The sequence below is a fragment of the Streptomyces sp. NPDC048590 genome (assembly GCF_043199535.1).
Lineage (GTDB): Bacteria > Actinomycetota > Actinomycetes > Streptomycetales > Streptomycetaceae > Streptomyces.
In genome coordinates this window covers 370,110-392,135 of record NZ_JBICWC010000007.1, presented here as the reverse complement: position 1 = coordinate 392,135, position 22,026 = coordinate 370,110, and the positions used below count along the sequence as shown (strand labels likewise).

The 22,026-nt window shown below is 71.7% G+C and carries 9 protein-coding genes and 1 pseudogene; 4 read left to right on the top strand and 6 right to left on the bottom strand.

The genetic code is table 11. From position 1 onward, the window contains the following. Nucleotides 1-42: 42 nt before the first annotated feature. The 6 genes from ACGFNN_RS22580 to ACGFNN_RS22555 all read right to left on the bottom strand — a co-directional run bounded on the left by ACGFNN_RS22580 (nt 43) and on the right by ACGFNN_RS22555 (nt 17,298). Nucleotides 43-10,974 (bottom strand): amino acid adenylation domain-containing protein, encoded by a 10,932-nt coding sequence (locus ACGFNN_RS22580; RefSeq protein WP_393558328.1) that lies wholly within the window; start codon nt 10,972-10,974, stop codon nt 43-45. Nucleotides 10,975-11,297: 323 nt separating this feature from the next. Then, nucleotides 11,298-13,088: an ABC transporter ATP-binding protein gene (locus ACGFNN_RS22575; protein ID WP_393558326.1), complete on the bottom strand. Its 1,791-nt coding sequence runs from the start codon at nt 13,086-13,088 to the stop codon at nt 11,298-11,300. A gap of 43 nt (nt 13,089-13,131) precedes the next feature. Next, on the bottom strand, nt 13,132-14,184 hold the full coding sequence (locus ACGFNN_RS22570; RefSeq protein ID WP_393558324.1) for an iron-siderophore ABC transporter substrate-binding protein: 1,053 nt from the start codon (nt 14,182-14,184) through the stop codon (nt 13,132-13,134). 116 nt (nt 14,185-14,300) lie between these two features. Continuing rightward, nucleotides 14,301-15,140 (bottom strand): ABC transporter ATP-binding protein, encoded by an 840-nt coding sequence (locus ACGFNN_RS22565; RefSeq protein WP_393558322.1) that lies wholly within the window; start codon nt 15,138-15,140, stop codon nt 14,301-14,303. A gap of 41 nt (nt 15,141-15,181) precedes the next feature. Further along, entirely contained in the window at nt 15,182-16,243 is a 1,062-nt protein-coding gene (locus ACGFNN_RS22560) for a FecCD family ABC transporter permease (protein WP_393558320.1), read from the bottom strand. Further along, complete coding sequence (locus ACGFNN_RS22555) at nt 16,240-17,298, bottom strand: FecCD family ABC transporter permease (RefSeq protein ID WP_393558318.1); 1,059 nt, start codon at nt 17,296-17,298, stop codon at nt 16,240-16,242. Before ACGFNN_RS22555 ends, ACGFNN_RS22560 begins: the two co-directional genes overlap by 4 nt. Before the next feature lie 267 nt (nt 17,299-17,565). Here ACGFNN_RS22555 and ACGFNN_RS22550 point away from each other — a divergent pair. The 4 genes and pseudogenes from ACGFNN_RS22550 to ACGFNN_RS22535 form a co-directional block, all read left to right on the top strand. Further along, nucleotides 17,566-17,691 (top strand): annotated as a pseudogene (locus tag ACGFNN_RS22550) (methionyl-tRNA formyltransferase); the annotation flags it as partial. 264 nt (nt 17,692-17,955) lie between these two features. Continuing rightward, a complete protein-coding gene (locus tag ACGFNN_RS22545) occupies nt 17,956-18,855 on the top strand; it encodes an ABC transporter ATP-binding protein (protein ID WP_393558316.1) in 900 nt (299 codons plus the stop codon). After that, nucleotides 18,852-19,835, top strand: a complete 984-nt coding sequence (locus tag ACGFNN_RS22540; protein WP_393558314.1) for an ABC transporter substrate-binding protein — start codon at nt 18,852-18,854, stop codon at nt 19,833-19,835. Before ACGFNN_RS22545 ends, ACGFNN_RS22540 begins: the two co-directional genes overlap by 4 nt. A gap of 6 nt (nt 19,836-19,841) precedes the next feature. Then, nucleotides 19,842-21,908 carry an iron ABC transporter permease gene (locus tag ACGFNN_RS22535; protein WP_393558312.1) on the top strand — a complete coding sequence of 689 codons (2,067 nt, stop codon included), beginning with the start codon at nt 19,842-19,844 and terminating at the stop codon, nt 21,906-21,908. Nucleotides 21,909-22,026 lie beyond the last annotated feature (118 nt).

Genomic DNA, 22,026 nt, shown 5'->3' with positions numbered 1-22,026 from the left:
GCGGTCCGGAGGATGCCGGCCCCGGGGCGGGGCCGCTGGGTGTCAGCTGTTGTCTTCAAGGTGGCGGGCAATCGCTTCCGGGGTTCGAAGGGTGAGGAGATCGCGGATCGTGATCACCGGACCGTACTCCCGGCGGAGCAGGCCGATGAGCCGCACCGCCAGCATGGAGTGTCCGCCGAGGGAGGCGAAGTCGCTGACCGCGCTCACCTCGTCGTCGTCCAGGTCCAGGGCTTCCGCGAAGAACTCGCAGACGACGGTCTCGGTCTCCGTCTCGGGACGGCGCTCGCCGCCCGTGGTCAGCACGCCGAGCGGCTTGGCCTCCGGCAGCGCCTTGGTGTCGGCCTTGCCGTTGACGGTGAGCGGGATGCTGTCGACCTGGGCGTAGTGGGTCGGGCGGAGGAAGTCCGGCAGTCCGGCGCCCGCTTCGGCGGCCACGGAGGCCAGGTCGGCACCCTCGTCGAGGACGAGGTAGGCGGCCAGCCGGTACGTTCCGTCCACCTGGGGGTCGGGCTGCGCGACCGCGGCGGCGAACCGGACCGCGGGGTGGGCGGCGAACACGGCTTCGGCCTCGCCCGGTTCGACCCGGTGGCCGCGGATCTTGACCTGGTGGTCGGTGCGCCCGAGGTACATCAGGTTTCCGTCGGGCCGCCGGATCACCAGGTCGCCGGTGCGGTACATCCGCTCACCGGGTGCGCCGAACGGACTGGCCACGAAGCGGTCCGCGGTCTGTGCGGGCTGTCCGAGGTAGCCCCGTGCGATGCCGATGCCGGAGACGTACAGCTCTCCGGGGACTCCGTCGGGCACCGGCCGGAGCCACTCGTCGAGTACGTACACGTCGGTGTTGTCGATGGGGACGCCCACCACGGGGTCCTGGCACTCGAAGGTGCCGACGCCGAGGGTGTTGATGGTGTATTCGGTGGGCCCGTACAGGTTGTACCCGACGGTCCCCTCCGTGTCCGCGAGCCGCTGCCACAGGCCCGGGGTCACGGCCTCACCTCCGAGCAGCACCAGCGCGGGGCGACGGGAGGGGTTGTCGAGCAGCCCTTCGGCGGCCAGTTGCTGGGCGTAGGTCGGGGTCACGTTGATGACGTCGATGCCATGTTCGAGGCAGTAGGCGACCAGCCGTGGGGCGTCACGGCGCAGTTCCTCGTCGCAGATGTGCACCTCGTGGCCGTCGGCGAGCCAGAGCAGTTCCTCCCACGACATGTCGAAGGCGAACGACACCGTGTGCGCCACCTTGAAGGTGCGGTGGCCGTGCTCCGCCAGCACGGGTTCGAAGATGCGGCGCTGATGGTTGATCAGCATGTTGGTGAGTCCGGCGTACTCGGTCACCACGCCCTTCGGCTTGCCCGTGGAGCCGGACGTGTAGATGGTGTAGGCGGGGTGGCGCAGGCGGTGCGGGGCGTCCGGCGCGAAGGTCACGAACGGCTCCGTGTCGGGCAGCGGCCGGTCGAGTTCGATCAGCTCCCCGGTCAGCCGGGGGGACACGGAGCTCACTGTCAGGATGACGTCCGGGCCCGCCGCGTCGATGATCGCCGCGATCCGCTCGTCCGGGTGGTCGAGTTCCAGCGGCACGTAGGCGCCCCCGGTCCGCAGTACGGCGAAGAGGGCCACGATGGAGTCGAGGGAGCGCGGGATCGCGAGGCCGACGGTGGTCTCCGGTCCGATACCGCGCCGGGCGAGCACACCGGCGACCGCGCGGCTGCGGTCCCTGAGCTCGGCGAAGGTCATGACTGATCCGTCCGCCACGAGGGCGACACGCTGCGGGTCCCGGTCGGCTGCCCGGTCGAACCGGTCGACGACGGTGTCCGTTCCGATGTCCGTCCGCCCGGTGGGAACCGGGACCTCGCCGAGGCCGGGCATCGATCCCAGAGGGCCGGTGGAGCGGGCGAGGCCGTCGAGTATCCGGAGGTAGTCGTCCACGAGTCGTCGCGCCCTCGCGGGGTCGTCGTCGCGGTACTCCAGCTTGACGGTGAGCCGCTCGCCGGGTGTGACGACCCAGGTGAACGGATAGTGCGTGGAGTCGTCGGCCTTGACCGACGTGATGCCGTGCCGGGCGTTGATCTCGGCCAGGGCGTCCAGGTCCAGGAAGTTCTGCAGGACGAACAGGTTGTCGAAGAGGGTGTCGTGCCCGGCGGCTCGCTGGATCTCGCCGAGGCCCAGGTGTTCGTGGTCCATGGCCTCGACCCTGGCGGCCTGGACGGCGCCGAGGTAGGCACCGACGCCGACGTCCGGCCGGGCTCGCGTCCACATCGGCACTGTGTTGAGGAGGACGCCGATGACGTCGGACAGGCCCTCCCCCTCACGGCCCGACACGGTCACCCCGAACACCGCGTCGACGCGGCCGGTGTGGGCGCCGAGGAGCAGGCCGAACGCGCCCGTCAGCAGGGAGTTGAGGGTGACGCCGTGCGTCCTGGCCGCGTCCCTCAGGAGCTGGGACCGCTCGGCCGACAGGGTGCGCACCAGTGCGCGCGGGAGTTCGTCGGTGAGGGCGGGCGCCGGTCCGGCCAGCAGGGTCGGTCCGGTGAGTCCGGCCAGGTGGCGTTCCCAGAAGCGCTGGGACTCGGCCGGGTCCCGGCCGTCCAGGGTCCGCGCGTAGTCCTCGAAGGCCGGGGTGGCCGGCGTGGCCTCCGGCAGCTCGCCGGCGAGTACCGCACGGTAGGCCTCGAAGAGCTCCCTCAGGAGGATCTCGCGGGACCAGCCGTCCCAGAGCAGCAGGTGGTAGCTGAGGAGGAGCCCGTCGTGTCCGCCGGGCAGCCTCACCAGCGTCAGCCGGATCAGCGGCGGTTCACCCGTGTCGAACCCCGTGTCGCGGTCGGCGGCGCGCAGAGCGTCGACGTCGGCGTCGGTGAGCGGGTGGACCGTACGGACCTCGACCCTTCGGCCGGCCCCGAGGAGCTGGACGGGGTTGCCGTCGTCGTCGGTGGTGAAGCCGGCGCCCACGCCCGGGTGCCGGGCGATGACATGGGCCATCGCGTCGGCGAGCGCGTCTGGGTCCAGGCGCCGGTCGAAGGTGAAGTAGCTCTGCGCGACGTAGTGTCCGGCCGTCCCCGCCATCTGCGCCTGGAAGTACAGGCCTCGTTGGAGGGGCGTGACGGGAGCGGTGCGCTCCGCGTGGGCGGAGACGTCCGCGATGTGCTCCAGCGCCCGCTGCCAGAGGCCGGTGATCTCGTCGGGGACGCCTTCCGCGAGGGTGAGCACGCCGTGCAGGCTGCCGGTCGATTCGTCGGTCCACGCGTTGACCTCGACGGCGTAGGGGCTGCCCTGGTCGCCACCGGTGATCCGCGGGGCGTGGGACTCGGCTCCCCTGCCGAGGTAGTTGAAGAGCACCTGGGGACGGGCGGTCAGGAGGGGCGCGGTCTGCGGGTCGAGGTACCTGAGCCTGCCGTACGCGAGGTGTCCGCGTTCGTCGGGCTGCCGGTCGACGACCTCGCGGGCCGCCGCGACGGGGTCCGTGTGCGGGGTGAGCCGCACAGGAGCGATGGAGGTGAACCAGCCGACGGTGCGGCTGTAGTCGTGGTCCTCACGGGCGGGTACCCGGCCGTGCCGTTCCAGCTCGACGGCGAGATCGGTGGGTGTCGGCTGGATGCCGGTCAGCGCGGTCCGCAGAGCGCCGCAGAGCAGTTCTGTGAGGCCGATGCCGAGCGCTGCGGGAGCGGTGCGCGTCAGCCGGTCGCTCACCTCGGGCGGGAGCACCACGGTGACCTCGCGGAGCCGCCCGGGTGAGGGCAGGAGCGCCGGTGCCTGGAGCGTGGTGATCCAGCGGCCGAGTTCGCCGGGCTCCCGGCCGGCCTGTGCGGTCAGCGCTTCGGCGTACTCGGCGTACGAGGTCGTCGGCGCGGGGAGTTCCTGCCCGCGCAGGGCGGAGGCCAGGTCGTCCAGCAGGATCAGCCAGGAGACGGCGTCCACGGCGAGGTGGTGCGCCGTGACCACCAGGGTCCTGCTCGTCTCGAGCCAGGTGAAGGCGACGACCTCGCCGGACTCCGGGTCGAGACGCCCGGCGGCCTCGTTCGCGGCGGTCGTCGCGTCGGTGCCGGCCGTCACGACGGTGGCCGGTCGCACGGGTTCGGTCCGCAGGGACCACACCCCGTGCTCCGTGCGCAGCCCGAGCCGCAGTGCCGGGTGCGCCGCGAGGACCGCGTCGGCCGCGCGGCGGACGGCGGCGAGGCCGGTGCCCTCTGGGGCGGTCACCGTCCTGGCCTGGGCGAACCGGGCCAGTGAACCGCCCAGTTCCCGCTGGCGGAGGATGATCGGCGTGGGCATCAGCGGGCCGTGCTGACGACGGGCGGGCGCCGGTGAGGGGGCCTTCGGCGCGCTCGTCGCCAGGTGCGCGGCGAGCGCGCGCGGTGTCTTCAGCAGGAAGACGTCACGCGGTGCGATCGGCAGGCCGAGCGAGCGGGCGCGGTTGATCACGGTGATCGCGACGATGCTGTCACCGCCGGCCGCGAAGAAGTCGGTGTCACCGTCCACCTCGACGGTGCCGTGAAGGGCTTCGGCGAAGATCCCGGTCAAGGCGGCGAGGGCGGATCCGCTCGTGGATTCGGCGGACACGTCGTCCCTCGTGGCCGCGGGGGACGACGTGTCCTCGGCGGCTCGTGCGGCCAGGGCCGCGCGGTCCAGCTTGCCGTTGACGGTCAGCGGCAGGGCGTCGGCGGCGATCACCCGGCCGGGGACCATGTGCGCGGGGAGCTTCGCGGAGAGGAGCTCCGTGAGGTCTGCGGGGATCCGTCCCACGAGGTGCGCGATCAGGTGGTCACCTGCCTCGGCCACGGTCACCGCCACATCGGTGACGCCGTCGAGCGCGCGAACGGCCGACTCGACCTCTCCGAGCTCGATCCTGAATCCCTTGAGCTGGACCTGGTCGTCGGCCCGCCCGGCGAACTCCAGCTCGCCGTCGAGGGTACGGCGGGCCAGGTCACCGGTGTGGTACATCCGTGAGCCGTCGGCTGCGAAGGGGTCGGCCACGAAGCGGCCCGCGGTGAGGCCGGGCCTGCCGAGATAGCCGAGTGACACCTGGTCGCCCGCCACGTAGATGGCGCCCACCCTGCCAGGCGGCACGGGCCGGAGCCGGTCGTCGAGGAGGTAGGTGGTGAGGCCACGGACCGGGCCGCCGATCGGGCTGACGTCGCCGTCGAGGTCCGCGTCGGTGAGGACGCGGTGGGTGACGTGGACGGTGGTCTCGGTGATGCCGTACATGTTGACCAGCTCGGGCGATTCGGTGCCGTGCCGCCCCGCCCAGTCACGCAGCCGTGCGGGATCCAGCGCCTCTCCCCCGAAGATGATCCGGCGGAGCGAGGTGGCGGGCCCGCCGGCGTGGGCGTCGGCCTCGATGAACCGGTAGAAGGCCGAGGGTGTCTGGTTGAGCACCGTGACCCCGCGCTCCCGGACCAGCCGGTGGAAGTCCACCGGGGACCGGGTGAGCCCGTGGTCCGGCACCAGGAGTTCCCCGCCGTGCGCCAGAGCGCCCCACAGCTCCCAGACGGCGAAGTCGAAGGAGTAGGAGTGGAACTGGACCCACACGTCGTCGGGTCCGAATCCCATGTCGGGCTGCGTGTTCGAGAGCAGGGTCACCACCGAGGAGTGCGGGACCACGACGCCCTTGGGCCTTCCGGTCGATCCGGAGGTGTAGATGACGTAGGCCGGATCGTGCCAGCTGGGGACGGACGCCGCGGTCCGCTCGTCCGCCGGTACGGAGGTCTCTCCCAGGACGAGGATCCGGGGCCGCCGCCCCGTGCCCCGGGCCAGCAACTCCGTGAACCGGTCGCGCTGTTCGGGGTGCACCAGGACGGCCTCCGGAGCGGAGTCGGTCAGGACGTACTCCAGCCGCTCGTCCGGGTACGCGAGGTCCAGCGGTACGTACGCCCCGCCCGCGCTGACGACCGCCAGCAGGGCGACGACCTGCTCCGCCGAACGGGGCACGGCGACGGCCACACGCCCGCCGGGGCCGACACCGGCCGCCCGCAGCGCCCCGGCCAGTTCCTCCTTGGCGGACGCCAGTTCACCGTAGGTCAGCGAACGGGTGGCGCCGTCGAGTGCGCAGTGGGTGACGGCGGTGGCGTTCGGCGCACGCCGGGCCGAGGCGTCGAAGAGCTCCGGCAGGGTCACTGGTGAGACGGACGCGGGCAGTGACTCCCCGTCACGTCCCAGTTCGGCCACCGGGGTGCCGGGCAGAGTGAGCAGACCGGTCAGGTTGCGGGCGAACGTGATCAGGATCGCCCGGGCGCGCGCCGTCCCGAGCAGCGTGGTGTCGTGGATCAGATTGAACCGGCAGCGGCCGGCGGGGGTGCGTTCCACGACCAGCGTCAGCGGGTAGTGGGGGGCTCCCTCGTTCACGATGCCGGTGATCGCCAGTTCGTCGCCGGGGCTGCGCAGCGCGTCCACGTCGGGCGCGATGTCGAACACCACAAGGGTGTCGAAGAGCGGGCCGGCACCGGTCTGCCGGGCGATCCGCGCAAGGGACACGTGCTGGTGCGCCAGGACGGCGCTCTGGTGTTCCCTGACGGAGGACAGCAGCTCACCGGCGGTGGTGTCACGGCTCCAGCGGGCGCGGAGCGGGATCGTGTTGATGAAGAGGCCGACCATGTCCTCGATGCCGGGGACGTCCGAGTCGCGACCGGACACGGTGGAACCGAACACGACGTCGTCGCCGTGGAGGATCCCGCCGAGCGTGAGCGCCCAGGCGCTGTGCACGGCCACGCTCAGGGGGACGCCCGCCGACCGGGCGGCCGTGTCGATGTCGAGCTCCGGCTCCACGGCGGTGTCGTCGAAGCGGTCGGACGGCGTGTGCCCGTCGGCGACCAGCGACGGGCCGGGGAGTCCGGCCAGCTGGTCGCCCCAGACCCGGTCGCTCTCGCCGGCGTCGGTTCCGGCGAGCCGGCGTACGTAGTCGCCGAATCCTCCGAGCGGGTACAGGGACCCCGGCGTGTGGTACTCGGCGAGCAGGGCGCGCAGCATCGGAGGTACGGACCATCCGTCGGCGATGATGTGGTGCACGGTCTGCACCAGAACGCTGCCGGAGGTCCTGCGGACCAGGGTGAAGCGCATCAGCGGACCGGTGGCCAGGTCGAATCCGGCGCGGCGGTCGTGTTCGGCGTGGTCCCGGAGCTCGGCGTCCGTCATGCCCGGGCGGTCCAGCACGGTGAAGGGTGCCCGTGCGCCGTCCTCCAGCACGGAGACGACGCGACCGTCCGCGAGGGCGACGAAGCGGGCGGCGAGGTTGGGGTGCAGCGAGAGGAGGCGGGTGGCCGCGTCCGACAGCCGGGCGGCGTCCACCTCGCCCTCCAGGGTGAGCAGTTGCTGCTCGACGTAGCTGCCGGCCGAGTCGTCGTCGAAGACGGAGTGGAAGTAGAGGCCCTCCTGCAAGGGGGTGAGGGGCAGGATGTCGCGGAGTGCCGGTCCGTCCAGGGTGTCGACATCGGCCTGGGTGAGCGGCACGAGGGGGAAGTCCGCCGGGGAATGTCCGCCCCCGTCGAGGGCGGCGAGGCCGGTCAGGGCGTCCTGGAGGTACCCGCCGATGGCCGCGATGTCCTCGTCGGAGAACATTCCGTCGGGCCAGGAGATCGTGGTCACCAGCTCGTGCGCCCCGCCCCCGGCAGCCTCGGCGACGGCGTTGAACTCCAGGGCCCTCGGCAGGCGCATGGCCGGGTCGCGCCTCTCGCCCAGCTGCCCGGCGGCAGCGGCGAACTGCCAGTCCCCGGAGGTGCCCGAGTCGAAGCGGCCCAGATAGTTGAACAGCACCTGCGGGGCCGGTCCTTCGAGCCCTTCCTCGGTCAGGTAGCGCAGGGCCCCGTAGGAGAGACCGTTGGCCGGGACCCGGGCGAGGTCGTCCTTGACCGCCTTCAGCGCGGCCGCGAGGTACTCGGGGTCCGTGAGGTCGGCCGCGGTGCCCGGATCCACGACCACGGGGAACAGTGTCGTGAACCACCCGATGGTCCGGGAGAGTTCGGGTTCGAAGCCGGCGGACCCGGCCACGAAGCGCCCTTCACGGCCGTGCCCCTCCAGCTCGATGTGCGCGAACGTCTGGTCCTGCCCGAGATCCCGGCGCCACCGGGCGAGGGCGACGGACAGCCCGGTCAGCAGCACGTCGTTGACGCCCGCGTGGAACTTCGCGGGCACCTCGCCCAGCAGTGCGGCGGTGGCCTCGGGTCCGACGGATACGGTCCGGGTGCGTTCGGCGGAGACGGTGTCGGTCGCCATCGGTGCACGTCGGCCCACGGGCCGGTCCGCTGCCGGCAGCGGACGGAGGAAGAGGTCGCGGTCGGGTGCGAACTCGGCGGTGGCGCCTTCCAGGAGCTGGGTCCAGCGCCGGAAGGACGTGCCGGCCGGGGGCAGTTCGACGGGAGCACCGTCGGTGTGGAGGCTCCAGGCTGTGGCCAGGTCCTCCATCAGGATCCGCCACGACACACCGTCGATGACCACGTGGTGCACGACGAGCACCAGTTGACGTGCCTCACGGCGCCAGACGGCACGCAGCATCACCCCGTTGTCCGGGTCCAGTCGCCGAGTGGCCTCCGCGACGCACGCTTCCGTGGGGAGGCCGCTCTCCTCCCACAGGCCGGGGGCCGGGCCGGTCCCGCCGGTCCCCGGGATGTCGAAGCTCCAGCGGTCGCCCCGGACCAGCCGCGCCCGCAGCATGTGGTGCCGCTCCACCACCGCCGCGAGGATGCCGTCGAGGGCGTCGGCGGTCAGTTCCTCGGGGGTGCGCAGGACCACCGACTGCACGAAGCCGTCGACGGCGTCCGTGGTGTCGCCCAGCCACCGCACGATGGGGGATCCGGCGACGGGGCCGGTGGGCACGTCCCCGTCCTGGGCGCTCGGACTGTCCTGGGTGCTCGCGACGGCCGCCAGCGCCCCCACCACGCTGTGGGTGAAGATCTGCCGCGCCGTGACATGGAGGCCCGCCTCGCGCAGCGCGCCCAGCAGGGAGATGGCGAGGATGCTGTCCCCTCCGAGGCGGAAGAAGTCCTGGTCGGTCCCGACCGCCTCCAGGCCCAGTACGGTCGCGACGGCCTCGCACACCAGGAGTTCGTTCCCGGTCGTGGGCCGGAGCAGCGGGCCGGTGCCCGTGCTGGGCTCGGGGAGGGCCGCGCGGTCGAGCTTGCCGTTCGCGGTGAGGGGGAACTCCTGCAGTACCACGACGTGGGTGGGCACCATGTACTCCACCATGTGCGCCTGGGCCCAGGCCTGGACGTCGTCCCCGCGCAGCTCCTCGCTGCCCGCGGCCGGGATGACGTAGCCCACCAGGTAGGTGCCGCCGGCGGTGTTCTTCCTCGCGACGACACAGGTGTGCCGGACGGCGGGGTGCTCGGCGAGTCCCACCTCCACGTCCTCGATCTCCAGGCGCATGCCGCGGATCTTGATCTGGTTGTCGGTCCTGCCGAGGAAGTCCAGGGACCCGTCCGGTGCGAAGCGCGCGAGGTCCCCGGTGCGGTACAGCCGGGATCCGTCGGTGGCGAAGGGGTTGGCGACGAATCGCGAGGCCGTGAGCCCGGGTGAGTTGACGTATCCGCGCCCCAGCAGGAAGCCGCCCACGTAGAGTTCGCCGCCGACGCCGACCGGGACCGGGCGCAGTTCGTCGTCCAGGACGTACAGCTGGGTGTTGGGGTTGGCCTTGCCTATGGAGGTCGAGAGGCGCTCGGCCTCGCCCCGGTAGATGACGTGCGAGACGCCGATCGTCGTCTCCGCCGGCCCGTAGCCGTGGTACAGGGGGATACCGAGGCGGTCGCGGAAGCGCTCGTAGAGCTCCGGGGTCAGGACCTCCCCGCCGCACCAGACGTGCCGCAGGCTGTCGAGCCGTCCGGAGTCGCCCGTCATCGCCAGCAGGACGTCCAGCATGGACGAGACCAGGTAGGTGAAGGTCACCCGCTGCTCCGCCAGCACAGCCAGCAGATGGTGGGGGTCGCGTTCGCCGCCGGGCCGCAGGACCACCAGCCTGCCGCCTCGCACCAGCGGGAGGAAGATCTCGTTGATCGAGATGTCGAAGGACAGGGGCGCCTTGAACAGTGAGGCGTCTTCGGGCCCGAAGCCCAGGATCTCCTCCGACTGCCACAGGAGCCGTTCGCTGATGGCCTCGTGACGGATCATCGCGCCCTTGGGCCGCCCGGTGGAGCCCGAGGTGAAGATCACGTATGCGAGGCCCGCGCCGTGCACGGTGACCGCGGGGTCCTTGGTGGGACGGGAACCGTAGGCCCAGCCGGAGAGGTCCACGGCTAGGGCGTCGGGTTCACCGGCGGGCGGTTCTCCGGTGGCGTTGATCTGGAGCACGACGCCCGCGTCCTGGACGACGACGGCGCGCCGTTCGGCCGGCCACTGCGGGTCGAGCGGCACGAAGGCACAGCCTGCCCGGAGCACTCCGAGCAGTGCGATGACCATGTCGGCGGAGCGGCCCAGTGAGACGCCCACGACCTGCTCGGTGGTGAGGCCGCGGGAGATCAGCTCGTGAGCGAGCTGCGCGGAGAGCGTCTCCGTCTCCCGGTAGGTCAGCGAGCGGTGCTCGTCGACGATCGCGACGGCGTCCGGCCTGTTCCCCGCCTGCTCGCGGAACATCTCCATGAGGGTCGGGCGGACACGGTCCGCTCCGGTGGCGTTCCACTCGGTCAGCACCCTGAGTCGTTCCAGAGGGCCCGTGGGACCGATGGTGCCGACGGGGCGGTCCGGGAAGTCGGCGAGGTCGTCGAGGGCGAGTTGTGCGTCCTCGGCGCCCACTCCGTCGGGCAGGACGATGCTCCGGCCGTCGGCGCCGACCTCCCATCCGGCGGGTACGGCACCGCCGTTGTCGACCCAGCCGAGGATGTCGGCGAAGAGGGTGGACGGGGTGAGGCCGAGTCCGTCCGGTCCGAGGCCTGTCGCCCAGTAGGACAGCCCGATGGCGCAGGCACCCGCGATGGTCCTGTCGGAGTAGTCACCCGTCCGCCTGCGTACGTCCTCCAGGCTCGCGGGGGAAAGCAGTACGGGGCGAGCAGTGTGGTCCGTCATCGAAGACCCATCGTCCTTTCAGCGTTCGATCGGGTACGTGTGGCACCGGGCGCGCCGGGCCGTCTCTTCCCGTTGTTGCCGGGCCTCGTGGCCTGCGGCAGGGACTCCCGCCTCGTCGTCGCCTGCCTGATCGGGCCTGATCCGGAGGGCGCGGCCCTGATCGGGCCGGTGAGATCCCGCCGTCGTGGACAGGCGCGACCTCGCGGCGGCGGCGACGGCCTGATGTCACGTCGGGCGGGGCGTCCTGTGCCTGCTGCCGCCGTACTGGGTTCGCAGGGTGCGCGCCGGGAGTCGCGACGGGGCGAACGTTGTCCGGCACGGCGCTAGCTGCCTTCGCGCCAGGCCCGCCACAGTCGTGCGTAGCGCCCGCCGAGAGCCACGAGTTCCTGGTGGGTTCCCTGCTCAACCACGCGGCCCGCGTCCAGGACCGCGATCCTGTCGGCCGCCATCGCCTGCGTCAGCCGGTGGGCCACGAACAGCGTCGTCCGGCCGGCGCAGGCGGCCTGGACGGACCGTTCCAGCTCGGCGGCTCCTTCGCTGCCGGCCTCGGCCGTCGACTCGTCGAGGACGACCACGGGTGCCTGGTTCAGCACCAGGCGTGCCAGGGCGATCTGGGCCACCTTGGTGACGTCGAGCCGTTCGCCGCCCTCCCCGACCACCGTCTCCAGCCCGTCGGGCAGCGCTTCGGTCCAGTCCGCGGCGCCGACCGTGCGCAGGGCGTCCCTCAGCTGTGCGTCGGTGGCGTCCGGCGTGGCGAGCCGGAGGTCGTCGGCGAGCGGACCGGAGAAGACATGCGTCTCCTGCGTCAGGATGCTCACCAGGGCCCGGGCACCCGCCTCGTCCATGCCGGCGAGGTCGTGCGGTCCGATGCGCACCGATCCCGTCTGCGGGCTGCCGATCCCCGCGATCAGCGCGGCCAGGGTCGACTTGCCGGCACCGGTCGCGCCGACCAGGGCCAGCGAACCGCCGGCCGGGATCGTCAGGCCCACGTCCCGCAGGACGGGCTCGTCGGCTCCGGGGTAGGTGAAGGTGAGGCCCTCGACCGTGACCGCGTACGGAACGCCGCCCGCGGCCGCCACATCGGGATCGCCCACCAACCGGTCCTCGGTGGTCTCCCCGAGTACGCCGACCAGCCGGGTGAGGCTCGCGCCCGACTTCTGCGCCTCGTCGAAGGTGAACATGATCGCGCCCAGCGGGGTGAAGAGCCGGTGGAACATCAGAGGCGCCGCCGAGACCTCACCGAGTGTCGCGGCATCGCCCTCCAGCAGGGCGTACCCGACCACGAGGATGAGGACCAGGCCGATGAACTCGGCGCGGTTCTCCCGGCCGACGAACCGTCCGAAGATCCGGAAGACCTCGATGCCGAGGTCGCGGACGTGCCACGACCGGGCGGTGACCTTCTCCCGGAAGGCGTGTTCCAATCGGTACGCCCGCACGGTGTCGATCCCGTTCAGGCCGCTGATCAGCGCCTGGGCGCGTTCGGCCTGGGCCGTCCGCTGCCGCCTGTAGAGCGGCGCCGACCGGGGCAGGTACCAGCGCAGCGCGAGCGCGTACGCGGGCAGGGCTCCGGCACCGGCCAGTCCGAGTCGCCAGTCCAGTCCGAACATCCCGAGGGTGGCGATGGCCACCAGCACTCCGGCGGAGAACACCGTGGGGATGGCGGTACGGATACCCCGGGACAGCACGGCCACGTCGTCGCCGACCCTGGAGAGCACGTCCCCCCTGCCGACCTCCTCGACACGGGCGCTGGGCATTCCGAGGACCGCCCGGACCGCGGACTCCCGCAGATTCGCGAGCAGGTCCGCGCCGAGTCTGCCGATCAGATACGTCGAGAGTGCGGTGACCGCCGCGCCGAGCAGCGCGGCGACCCCCATCAGGATCCCGGTGGTGGCCAGGACCGAGCGCCCGTCGCCCGCGACGACCGCGTCGACGACCCGGCCGAGCAGGAGGACGGGCAGCACCTGGAGGGCCGCTCCGGCCACCGTGCTGAGCACGGTGGCCGCGGTGAGCCACGGCATCTCCCGGCATCGTGCGGCGACCCACCGGGTCGACTCGCCTCCGGCCGCCGTACGCAGGGCGGCGGCCGGGGCGACGCGGGTGTCGGTGACGCTCACTCAGGTGCCGTATCGGATCGGTGGCGGCCTACGGGCTCCGCCGTCACTGGTCGACCGACTTCACGAGCTCGTCGATGGCGTACGGGAGGGACAGCAGGGTGCCCTGGGACATCGCGGCGCCGACCGCGGGGCCTTCGCTGTCCAGCATGTACGACACCTTGCCGCCCTTGACGGCGCCGAGGTTGGCGAACAGGTCGAACTTCTTCAGCGCGTCCTGGTCGGCCTTGTCGTTGATGACGAAGATGCGGTCGACGTCGACGAGGTCCATGCGCTCGGGGGAGAGCTTGGTGTAGAACTTGTCGCCCGCGATCTCGTCGATCTTCGTGTTGCCCTTGAAGCCGATGCCCGTCACCAGTCGGCCGCGCACGTCGGTGGTGGTGAACGGCGCAACCGAGTCCTCGTACCAGGAGAGCGCGACGGCCGTCTGGTCGGCGAACTCCGGGTGCGCCTCACGGGCGGTGTCGAGCTTGGTCTGGATGCCCTTCACGAGCGCCGTACCTTCGGACTCCTTGCCGAGGGCCTTGGCGATGTGGACGGCGTTGTCCTGCCACGGCGCGCTGAAGAGCTCCTTCTCCGACTTGGTGCGGCCGACGGTCGGGGCGATCTTCGAGAGCTTGTCGTACGCGGCCTGGTCGATCTCGGAGTAGACCGCGATGATCAGGTCCGGCCGGAGGGCCGCGATCTTCTCGTAGTTGGGGCCCGCGTCGCCGTTCGCCATGACGACCTCGGGCTTGGTGTCGCCCCACTTGTCCTTCACCCAGGGCCACTGGGTGTTGATGTCGGGAGAGGTCCCCGCCGGGTTCGGGTACTGGTCGACCATGCCCACCGGCTTGATCCCGAACGCCAGAACGGCCTGGTCGTCGGTGTAGCCGACGGTCACGACGCGCTCAGGGGTCTTGGTGATCTTCGTGGACCCGAAGGCGTGCTCCACCGTGACGGGGAACGCTCCGGCCTCGGCGGCGGGAGCCTTGTCGCTCGCCTTCTCCTCGGTACCGGAACCGCACCCCGCGAGGAGGCCTACGCCGAGGGCCGCGGCCGAGACTGCGGCCGCCAGCCGTCGCCCTGGCTTCGGAAAGGTCGATCCGTGGAAGAACATCCTGCAATCCCCTGCTTTCAAGCCGGCCACTGAACCCCGTCGGAGGGCAGCCAAACCTTACCCACATCGAATGAGGTTAGCCTAGCCTAATTATTTCTATTCACCCTGCTGGAACGTCAGTTGGCCTGCGAGTGAGTACGCCCGATCGGCACGATCAGCGGCCGGCCGCCCACCGGGTCCTCGATCACCATGGCCCGGAGCCCGAACGCCTCCATGAGCAGTTCGGCCGTGATCACGTCACTCGGGTGCCCCTGCACCAGAACCTCCCCGGCGCGCATGACGACGAGATTGTCGCTGTACCGGGTGGCGAGGTTGAGGTCGTGCAGCACCATCACGACGGTGCGTCCCGACTCGTGGAGGTCGTCCACGAGGTCGAGCACGTCGATGGCGTGGGCCAGGTCCAGGTAGGTCGTCGGCTCGTCGAGCAGCAGCAGGTCCGTGCCCTGAGCCAGGGTCATCGATATCCATACCCGCTGACGCTGGCCGCCGGAGAGCGAGTCGACGGGCCGGCCCGCGAGGTCCGACACCCCCGTCATGGCCAGCGCGCGCTCGACCACCTCGGCGTCGTCGGACGACCACTGCCGCAGCCAGCTCTGGTGCGGGTGGCGCCCTCGGGCCACCAGGTCGGCGACCGTGAGCCCTTCGGGTGCGACCGGCGCCTGGGGCAGCAGGCCGAGCTTCTTCGCCACGTCCCTGGTCCTGAGCTTGGCGATGTCCTCGCCGTCCAGGACCACCGACCCCGCGGTGGGCCTCAGCAGACGGGTCAGGGTGCGCAACAGGGTCGACTTGCCACAGCCGTTGGGGCCGATGATGGTGGTCACCAGCCCTGTCGGAATGTCCACGTCCAGGCCGTCGATGACGGATGTGCCGCCGTACCCGACAGCGAGACCGCGGGCGGTGAGCCGTGCGGTGTCCCGGCTCGTGGTTCCGTTCTCGGTGATGTGCTGAACGCTCACAGGTTCCCCCGGCTGTCCGGTCGTTGCGGTCTTCTGAGTCGTCATCGGAGGTTCGCCCGCACCAGCAGGTAGACGAGGAACGGCCCGCCGACGGCCGCGGTCACGACACCGACCGGGAGGCTGACGGGCAGCGCCGAGCGCGCCACCAGATCGGACCCGATCAGGAGCAGCGCGCCCACCAGTCCCGAGGCCATCAGCGGCGGGGTCGGGAACCGGGCCAGCCGCATCGCGACCTGGGGCGCCACCAGCGCCACGAACGGTACGGGGCCGGCCGCGCTGACCGAGGCCGCGGCCAGCAGGACCGCGCACAGCAGGAGAACCGCCCGCACCCGTGAGAAGCGGACCCCGAGACCGGCGGCCACGTCGTCGCCGAGGTGCATCGGTTTGAACTGGAAGGCGGCGCCCGTCACGATCACCATGAGCACGAGGGTGCACCAGAAAACCACGCGGACCTCGTCCCAGGAGCGGTTGTCCAGCGAACCGACCAGCCATGCCTGGGCCCTGGCCACGTCCCTGATGTCGGCCGTCGCCAGGAGCCAGGTGGTGATCGCCTCCATCACCGCCGTGACCGAGATCCCGATCAGGATGAGCCGGAAGCCGTCGACACCGCGCCGCCAGGCCAGGAAGTACACCAGCAGCCCCGTACCCAGACCGCCGGCGAGGGCCGCGACCGACAGGCCCACCGCGTCGACGACAGCCGTGGCGGCCCCACCGGACACCGTGACCAGGAACACCGCGACGGCCATGGCGCCTCCGGTGATCCCGAGGATGTCCGGGCTGGCCAGCGGATTGCGCGCGATGGACTGGGTGAGGGCTCCGGACACCCCCAGGGCGAAGCCGACGAGGAGTCCGGCCAGCGCGCGCGGCATCCGCAGGTCCATCACCACGAACTCGTCGACCTGCTCGCCCCTGCCCAGGATCGTGGCCATCACCCGGGAGAGTCCGAGAGGGAAGTCCCCGATGGAGATGGAGAGGCAGAAGACCAGGAAGGTGGCCCCCGCCAGCAGCAACGTGACGCCCAGGAGCCACGGGCGCCAGACGAAGGACACCCGACCGACCCGGGCCCCGGGCGTCACCGGCTGCTTCACAGCTGTCGCGTTCATGCGCTCCTGAACTTTCCGCGCCACACCAGAATCGCGAAGAAGGGGGCTCCCAGCAGGGAGACGACGACGCCGGCGTCCAGCTCGCCCGGCCGCACGACGAGGCGCCCCACGATGTCGCAGACCAGAAGGACCACGGCCCCGAGCAGACCCGCGTACGGAACCAGCCAGCGGTAGTCGGGCCCGGTCAGATACCGGGCGACATGGGCCACCATCAGTCCGAGGAAGGCGATCGGCCCGCACGCCGCCGTCGCCGCTCCCGCCAGCAGGGTGACCGCGACGATACCCGCGGTCCTGATCAGGCCGGTGTTGACGCCCAGGCCCCGCGCCACGTCGTCCCCCAGGTCGAGAAGGTTGAGCGAGGGCAGGACGGTCAGCGCCAGCACCAGTCCGGCCATGACGAACACGCTCACCGGGCCGATGACGCCGAATCCGACACCGGCCACGGATCCCGAGTTCCAGAACCGCAGCGCGTTCAGCGACTTCACGTCAGTGAGGGCGACAGCGGTGGTCATCGCGGCGAGGAACACGGTCACACCCTGGCCGGCGAGCGCGAGGGTCAGCGGATTGCCCGCGCCTCGGCCGATGCTCGACAGGCCGAACACGACGACGCCGGCGGCCCCCGCACCGAGGAAGGCGAACCAGACGTACTGGAAGGGGTCGGTCAGCCCGAACGCCGCGATCGACGTCACCACGGCGAAAGAGGCACCGGCGTTGACCCCTAGGAGTCCCGTGTCCGCGACAGGATTGCGTGTGAACCCCTGGATCAGCGCCCCCGCGGCCCCCAGGGCCACACCGGCGACGACCGCGAGCACCGTCCGCGGGACCCTCACCGTCTGCACGATGAGCCTGATGTCCGTGAGGTGCCGGTCACCGTCCGGCGTGGCGAACAGCCCGTGCCAGACCTCGCCGGGGCCGAGGGCTCGCGCTCCGACGGCCAGCGACACGGCCGTTGCGGCCAGGAGGACCAGCACCAGCAGGCCCAGCCCGGACACCCTTCCGCGTCGGGCCCGCGCAGCGTCCCCGGGAGCGGCACGCTCCACTGCAGTCGTGCTCATGTCGACGTACGTTATCCCCTTGATCCAGGCTTCATTGACGCCCCCTCAGGCTCGGGGGACTCCCCCGGTGGGCCGGCCCCGCGTCAATGAACGGGTGCACCAGGACAACACCCCGCCGCGATTTAGGTGAGCCTAACTTCAGGCAACCGGGCTGTCGAGTGGGCGCGTCCGAAGGGCGGGCACCTCGCCAACGCCTCAACGGCACCAGGAAGAGGCTCAGTTACAGACACGGCAACCCTCGCCGGCCTCCGCACCCTGGAGGAGCCGATGCGGGTCGTCACGTCCAGGCGCCGGAGGTGGGGGCATCGCCCCCTTCAAGCCCTCCTGGACTCCGAGCACGACGTGGTGCTCGTCGCGACGCACCCCGGGAGCGAGCCCGCGCACGAGAGGATCTGACGCGCCGACTCCCCTCCTCCGTATTCCTTTCGTCGGGGGCCGCTCACACGGACACGCCTGCGACCGTCCGGGCAGGTCCGGCCCGGATCGACCCCCGTCCACCGCGCGCGGGTCGGCCGCACCGGCCCTACGGGCCGCCGCGCTTCGCGGCCCCACGCGATCCCCCGCGCCCGACCCCACGGCCACCGCACTCCGGCCTTGACCTCCCGCCGACGGGTACCCCGTCGCCAGCATGCATAAGGGGAGGCTAACCTAACGTCCATGAGAGCTGGTGAGAGTACTTCCAGCGCTGAGGGCACCGCTGTGCCCGGAGCGCTGTCACGTACGCGTGGACACGGACTGACCGCCGAGGCGGTGACCGTGGCGTACGGCAAGGTCGACGTCGTCCACGAGGCGGGCATCTCCCTGCGGCCCGCGGAGGTCACCGCCCTCGTGGGCCCGAACGGCAGCGGGAAGTCGACGCTGCTGCGGACGCTCGCCCGGCTCCAGAGCGCGCGCACGGGAGTCCTCACCATCGACGCCGGCACGGACGAGGCCACCGACGGCTTCGCGCTCGGAGCCCGCGAGTTCGCGCGCCGGGTCGCGTTGCTGACACAGTCCCGTTCGACGCCGGGCGGACTCACCGTGCGGGATGTGGTCGACTTCGGCCGCTACCCCTACCGGGGTCGCTGGGGCCGGCCCGATCCCCAGGGAGCAGCCGCGGTGGACCGGGCGCTGAGCCTGACCGGCGTGGAGGAACTGGCCGGCCGCGGGGTCGACCAGCTCTCCGGCGGGCAGCTCCAGCGCGTGTGGCTCGCGAGCTGCCTGGCGCAGGAGACGGACGTCCTCCTCCTGGACGAACCCACCACGTATCTCGACCTCCGCTATCAGGTCGAACTCCTCGACCTGATACGCGATCTCGCGGACGACCACGGAATCGCCGTGGGCGTCGTCCTCCACGACCTCGACCAGGCCGCGGCCGTCGCCGACCGCGTCGCGCTCCTGCGGGCGGGACGCATCGTCGCCGACGGTGTGCCCGAGGACGTGTTCACCCCCGGCCTTCTCTCGGACGTCTACGGCATCCGCATCGACGTGGACTCCGACCCCTCCACCGGCCGGTTGCGCACCCGCGCCATCGGCCGTCACCACTCAAGATCCGAAAGGCTCAGCACCGCCTCATGAGACGCCACCTGCTCGCCACGGCCGCCGTCGCCGTCGCCGCCCTCTCCCTCGCCGCCTGCGGAACCACGGAGCCGTCCTCCGACGACGCCGCGGCTTCGGCCAAGCCCGCTGGGAAGATCACCCTGACCGACGCCAAGGGCACGAAGGTCACCCTCGACGGACCCGCGAAGAAGGTCGTCGCCACCGAGTGGAACGTCGTCGAGGACCTGGTCGCGCTCGGCGTCGACCCCGTGGGTGTCGCGGACGTCAAGGGATACACCGCGTGGAACACCGCGGCTCCGCTCACCGGTGACCCCAAGGACATCGGCACCCGAGGCGAACCGAGCATCGACACCGTCGCCGCGCTCGCACCGGACCTCGTCGTCGCCACCACCGACCTGGCACCCGCCGTCGTGAAGCAGCTCCGCAAGGTCGCGCCCGTGCTGGAGCTGACGGCCGCCGACGCCGCCGACCAGATCGGGTCGATGCAGGAGAGCCTCGACCTCATCGCCAAGGCGACCGGCAAGGAGGCGGAGTCGGAGGCCCTCATGAAGGACTTCGACACCAACGTCGCGGACGGCAGGAAGGCACTCGAGGACGCAGGTCTCGGCGGCGCCGAGATCGCCTCCGCCGACGGTTACGTCGCCTCCAACCAGGTCTCCGTCCGTGCCTACACGGCCGGTTCGCTCCTCGGCGCCGTCAACGAGAAGCTGGGCCTGAAGAACGCCTGGAAGGTGAAGGGCGACGAGAGCTACGGCCTCGCCACCACCGACGTCGAAGGCCTCACCGGCCTCGGCGACGTCCAGTTCACCTACGTCGCCAACGACGCGGACGGGGACGCATTCGCCGACAACCTCTCGAAGAACTCCGTGTGGAAGTCGCTGCCGTTCGTCAAGGACGGCAATGTGCACCGGCTGCCCGACGGCGTCTGGATGTTCGGCGGCCCCCTCTCGATGGAGGCGTACATCGACTCCCTCGTCGACGCCCTGACGAAGAAGTAGCGCACCGTGGCCGTCATCGACAAGCCTGCGGTCGGCCGCGACCGCACCCCCGCGGCCACGACGGGCGCGGTCGCCGTGACGGCCACGCTCGTGCTGATGGTCGTGGTGCTCTGCGCCGTCGACATCACCCAGGGCACCGCCGACGTCGGCGCGCCCGAGGTCTGGAACGCGCTGATCGGCAACGCGGAGGCGGGGGACGCGTCCGTCGTGATCGCGTCCCGGCTGCCGAGAATGGTCGCCGCCGTCCTCGTCGGCGTGGCACTCGGTATGGCCGGTGCCGCCCTTCAGACGGTCAGCCGCAATGTGCTCGCGTCACCGGACACCCTTGCCGTCAACGCGGGTTCCTATCTGGCGCTCGGACTGGTCGCCGTCACCGGCACCAGCCTTCCGCTCCTCGCTTCGTCGGGGGCGGCCTTCGCGGGCGGTCTCGCCGCCGCGGCGGTCGTGCTCGGGCTGTCAGGGCTGGGCAAGGGCACCGTCCGTCTGGTCCTCGCGGGCACGGCCCTCTCGTTGGGCCTCAACGCGATGACCGAGGCTCTGCTGCTGCTGTTCCCTCAGCGGACCGAGGGCCTCTACTGGTGGAACCAGGGCAGCGTGGGTCAGAACGGGTTCGACGGTGTCGTCCAGATGGCGCCGGTCGTCGTCGTGGGCCTGGCCGGTCTGCTGCTCGTCGCCCGTCGCGTCGACGCTCTGGCGCTGGGCGACGACACCGCCCAGGGGCTCGGGGTCCCGGTCGGGCGTACCAGGATCACGACAGTCGTGCTGGCCACGCTGCTCTCCGCGGCCGCCGTCACGCTGGCAGGCCCGATCGGGTTCGTCGGTCTGTGCGCCCCCGCACTCGTCCGTCCTCTCGCCCGCCGTTTCCACGGGCTGGTCCGCTCCCGGGTGAACCTGCCGGTGGCCGGACTCGTGGGAGCCGTGCTCGTGCTCCTCTCGGACGTACTGCTGCGTGCCGTGGTACCGGCGGACACCGCCGTGGAGGTTCCGACCGGGGTCGTGACGACCGTGGTCGGGGGGATCTTCCTCGTCGTGATGGCGCTCCGCGCCCGGGACACCGGCTCGGCCGACGCCCCTGACCGGCTGCGGATACCCAGCCGCACGGCGTTCGTCGCCACCGTCGCCGTGCTCGCCGTCGTCCTCGTGAGCGTGGTCGCCGCGGCCGTGCTCCTCGGGGACACGAAGCTGCTGCTGGGTGACGTGGTGAACTGGGCGCAGGGCCGGGCCGGACGGATCGTCAGTTTCGTCCTCGACACCAGGGTCCCCCGCGTGACGGCCGCACTGCTCGCCGGCGCCGCCCTGGCACTGTCAGGCACCCTGGTCCAGGCCGTCACCCGCAACCCGCTCGCGGAACCGGGCATCCTCGGCGTCTCGGGAGGGGCCGGTCTCGGCGCGGTCCTGCTGGTCACCACGGTGGAGTCCCCCGGTTCGTGGGAGGTCGCGGGGGCCGCGTTCGGCGGTGCCGCGCTCACCGCGGCCCTGGTCTTCGGGCTGGCGGCGCGAGGCGGGTTCAACCAGAACCGTGTGGTCCTGCTCGGTGTGGGTGTCTCCGCGGCGGCGGCCGCTCTCATCAGTCTCGTCATCGTGGTCAGCGACCCGTTCGACACCACGAAGGCACTCACCTGGCTGTCCGGTTCGACGTACGGGCGGACCATGCCCGACGTGGTCCCCGTGGCCGTGGTGCTCGCTCTCGGTGTCGTCGTATCGGTGGTCCGGCGCACGGAGCTGGACCTGGTCTCCCTGGACGAGGACACGCCGAGGCTGCTCGGCCTCGGCCTGCCCCGCGTGCGCTTCGGCTTCCTCGTGGTGGGTGTGCTGCTCGCCGCCACCGCGGTGGCGGCGGCGGGGACGATCGTCTTCGTCGGGCTGGTCGCGCCGCACGCGGCGCGGGCGCTCGTCGGACGGCGGCACGTGCGCGTGGTCCCGGTCGCGCTCCTGCTCGGGGCGCTGCTGGTCTGCCTCGCGGACATGGCCGGGCGCACGGTGATCGCCCCGGCTCAGCTCGGAGCCGGCCTGATGACCGCGGTCATCGGCGCGCCGTACTTCGTCTACCTGCTCATCCGCACCCGGCGCTGAACGGTGGTGGGGGGGGGGGGCCGGGGGCCCCCCCCCCCCCCCCCGGGGGTCACCCCCCGCCCCCCCCCCCCGGGGGGCGCCCCCCCCCGCGGCCCCCCCCGCCCCCCCCCCCCCCCCC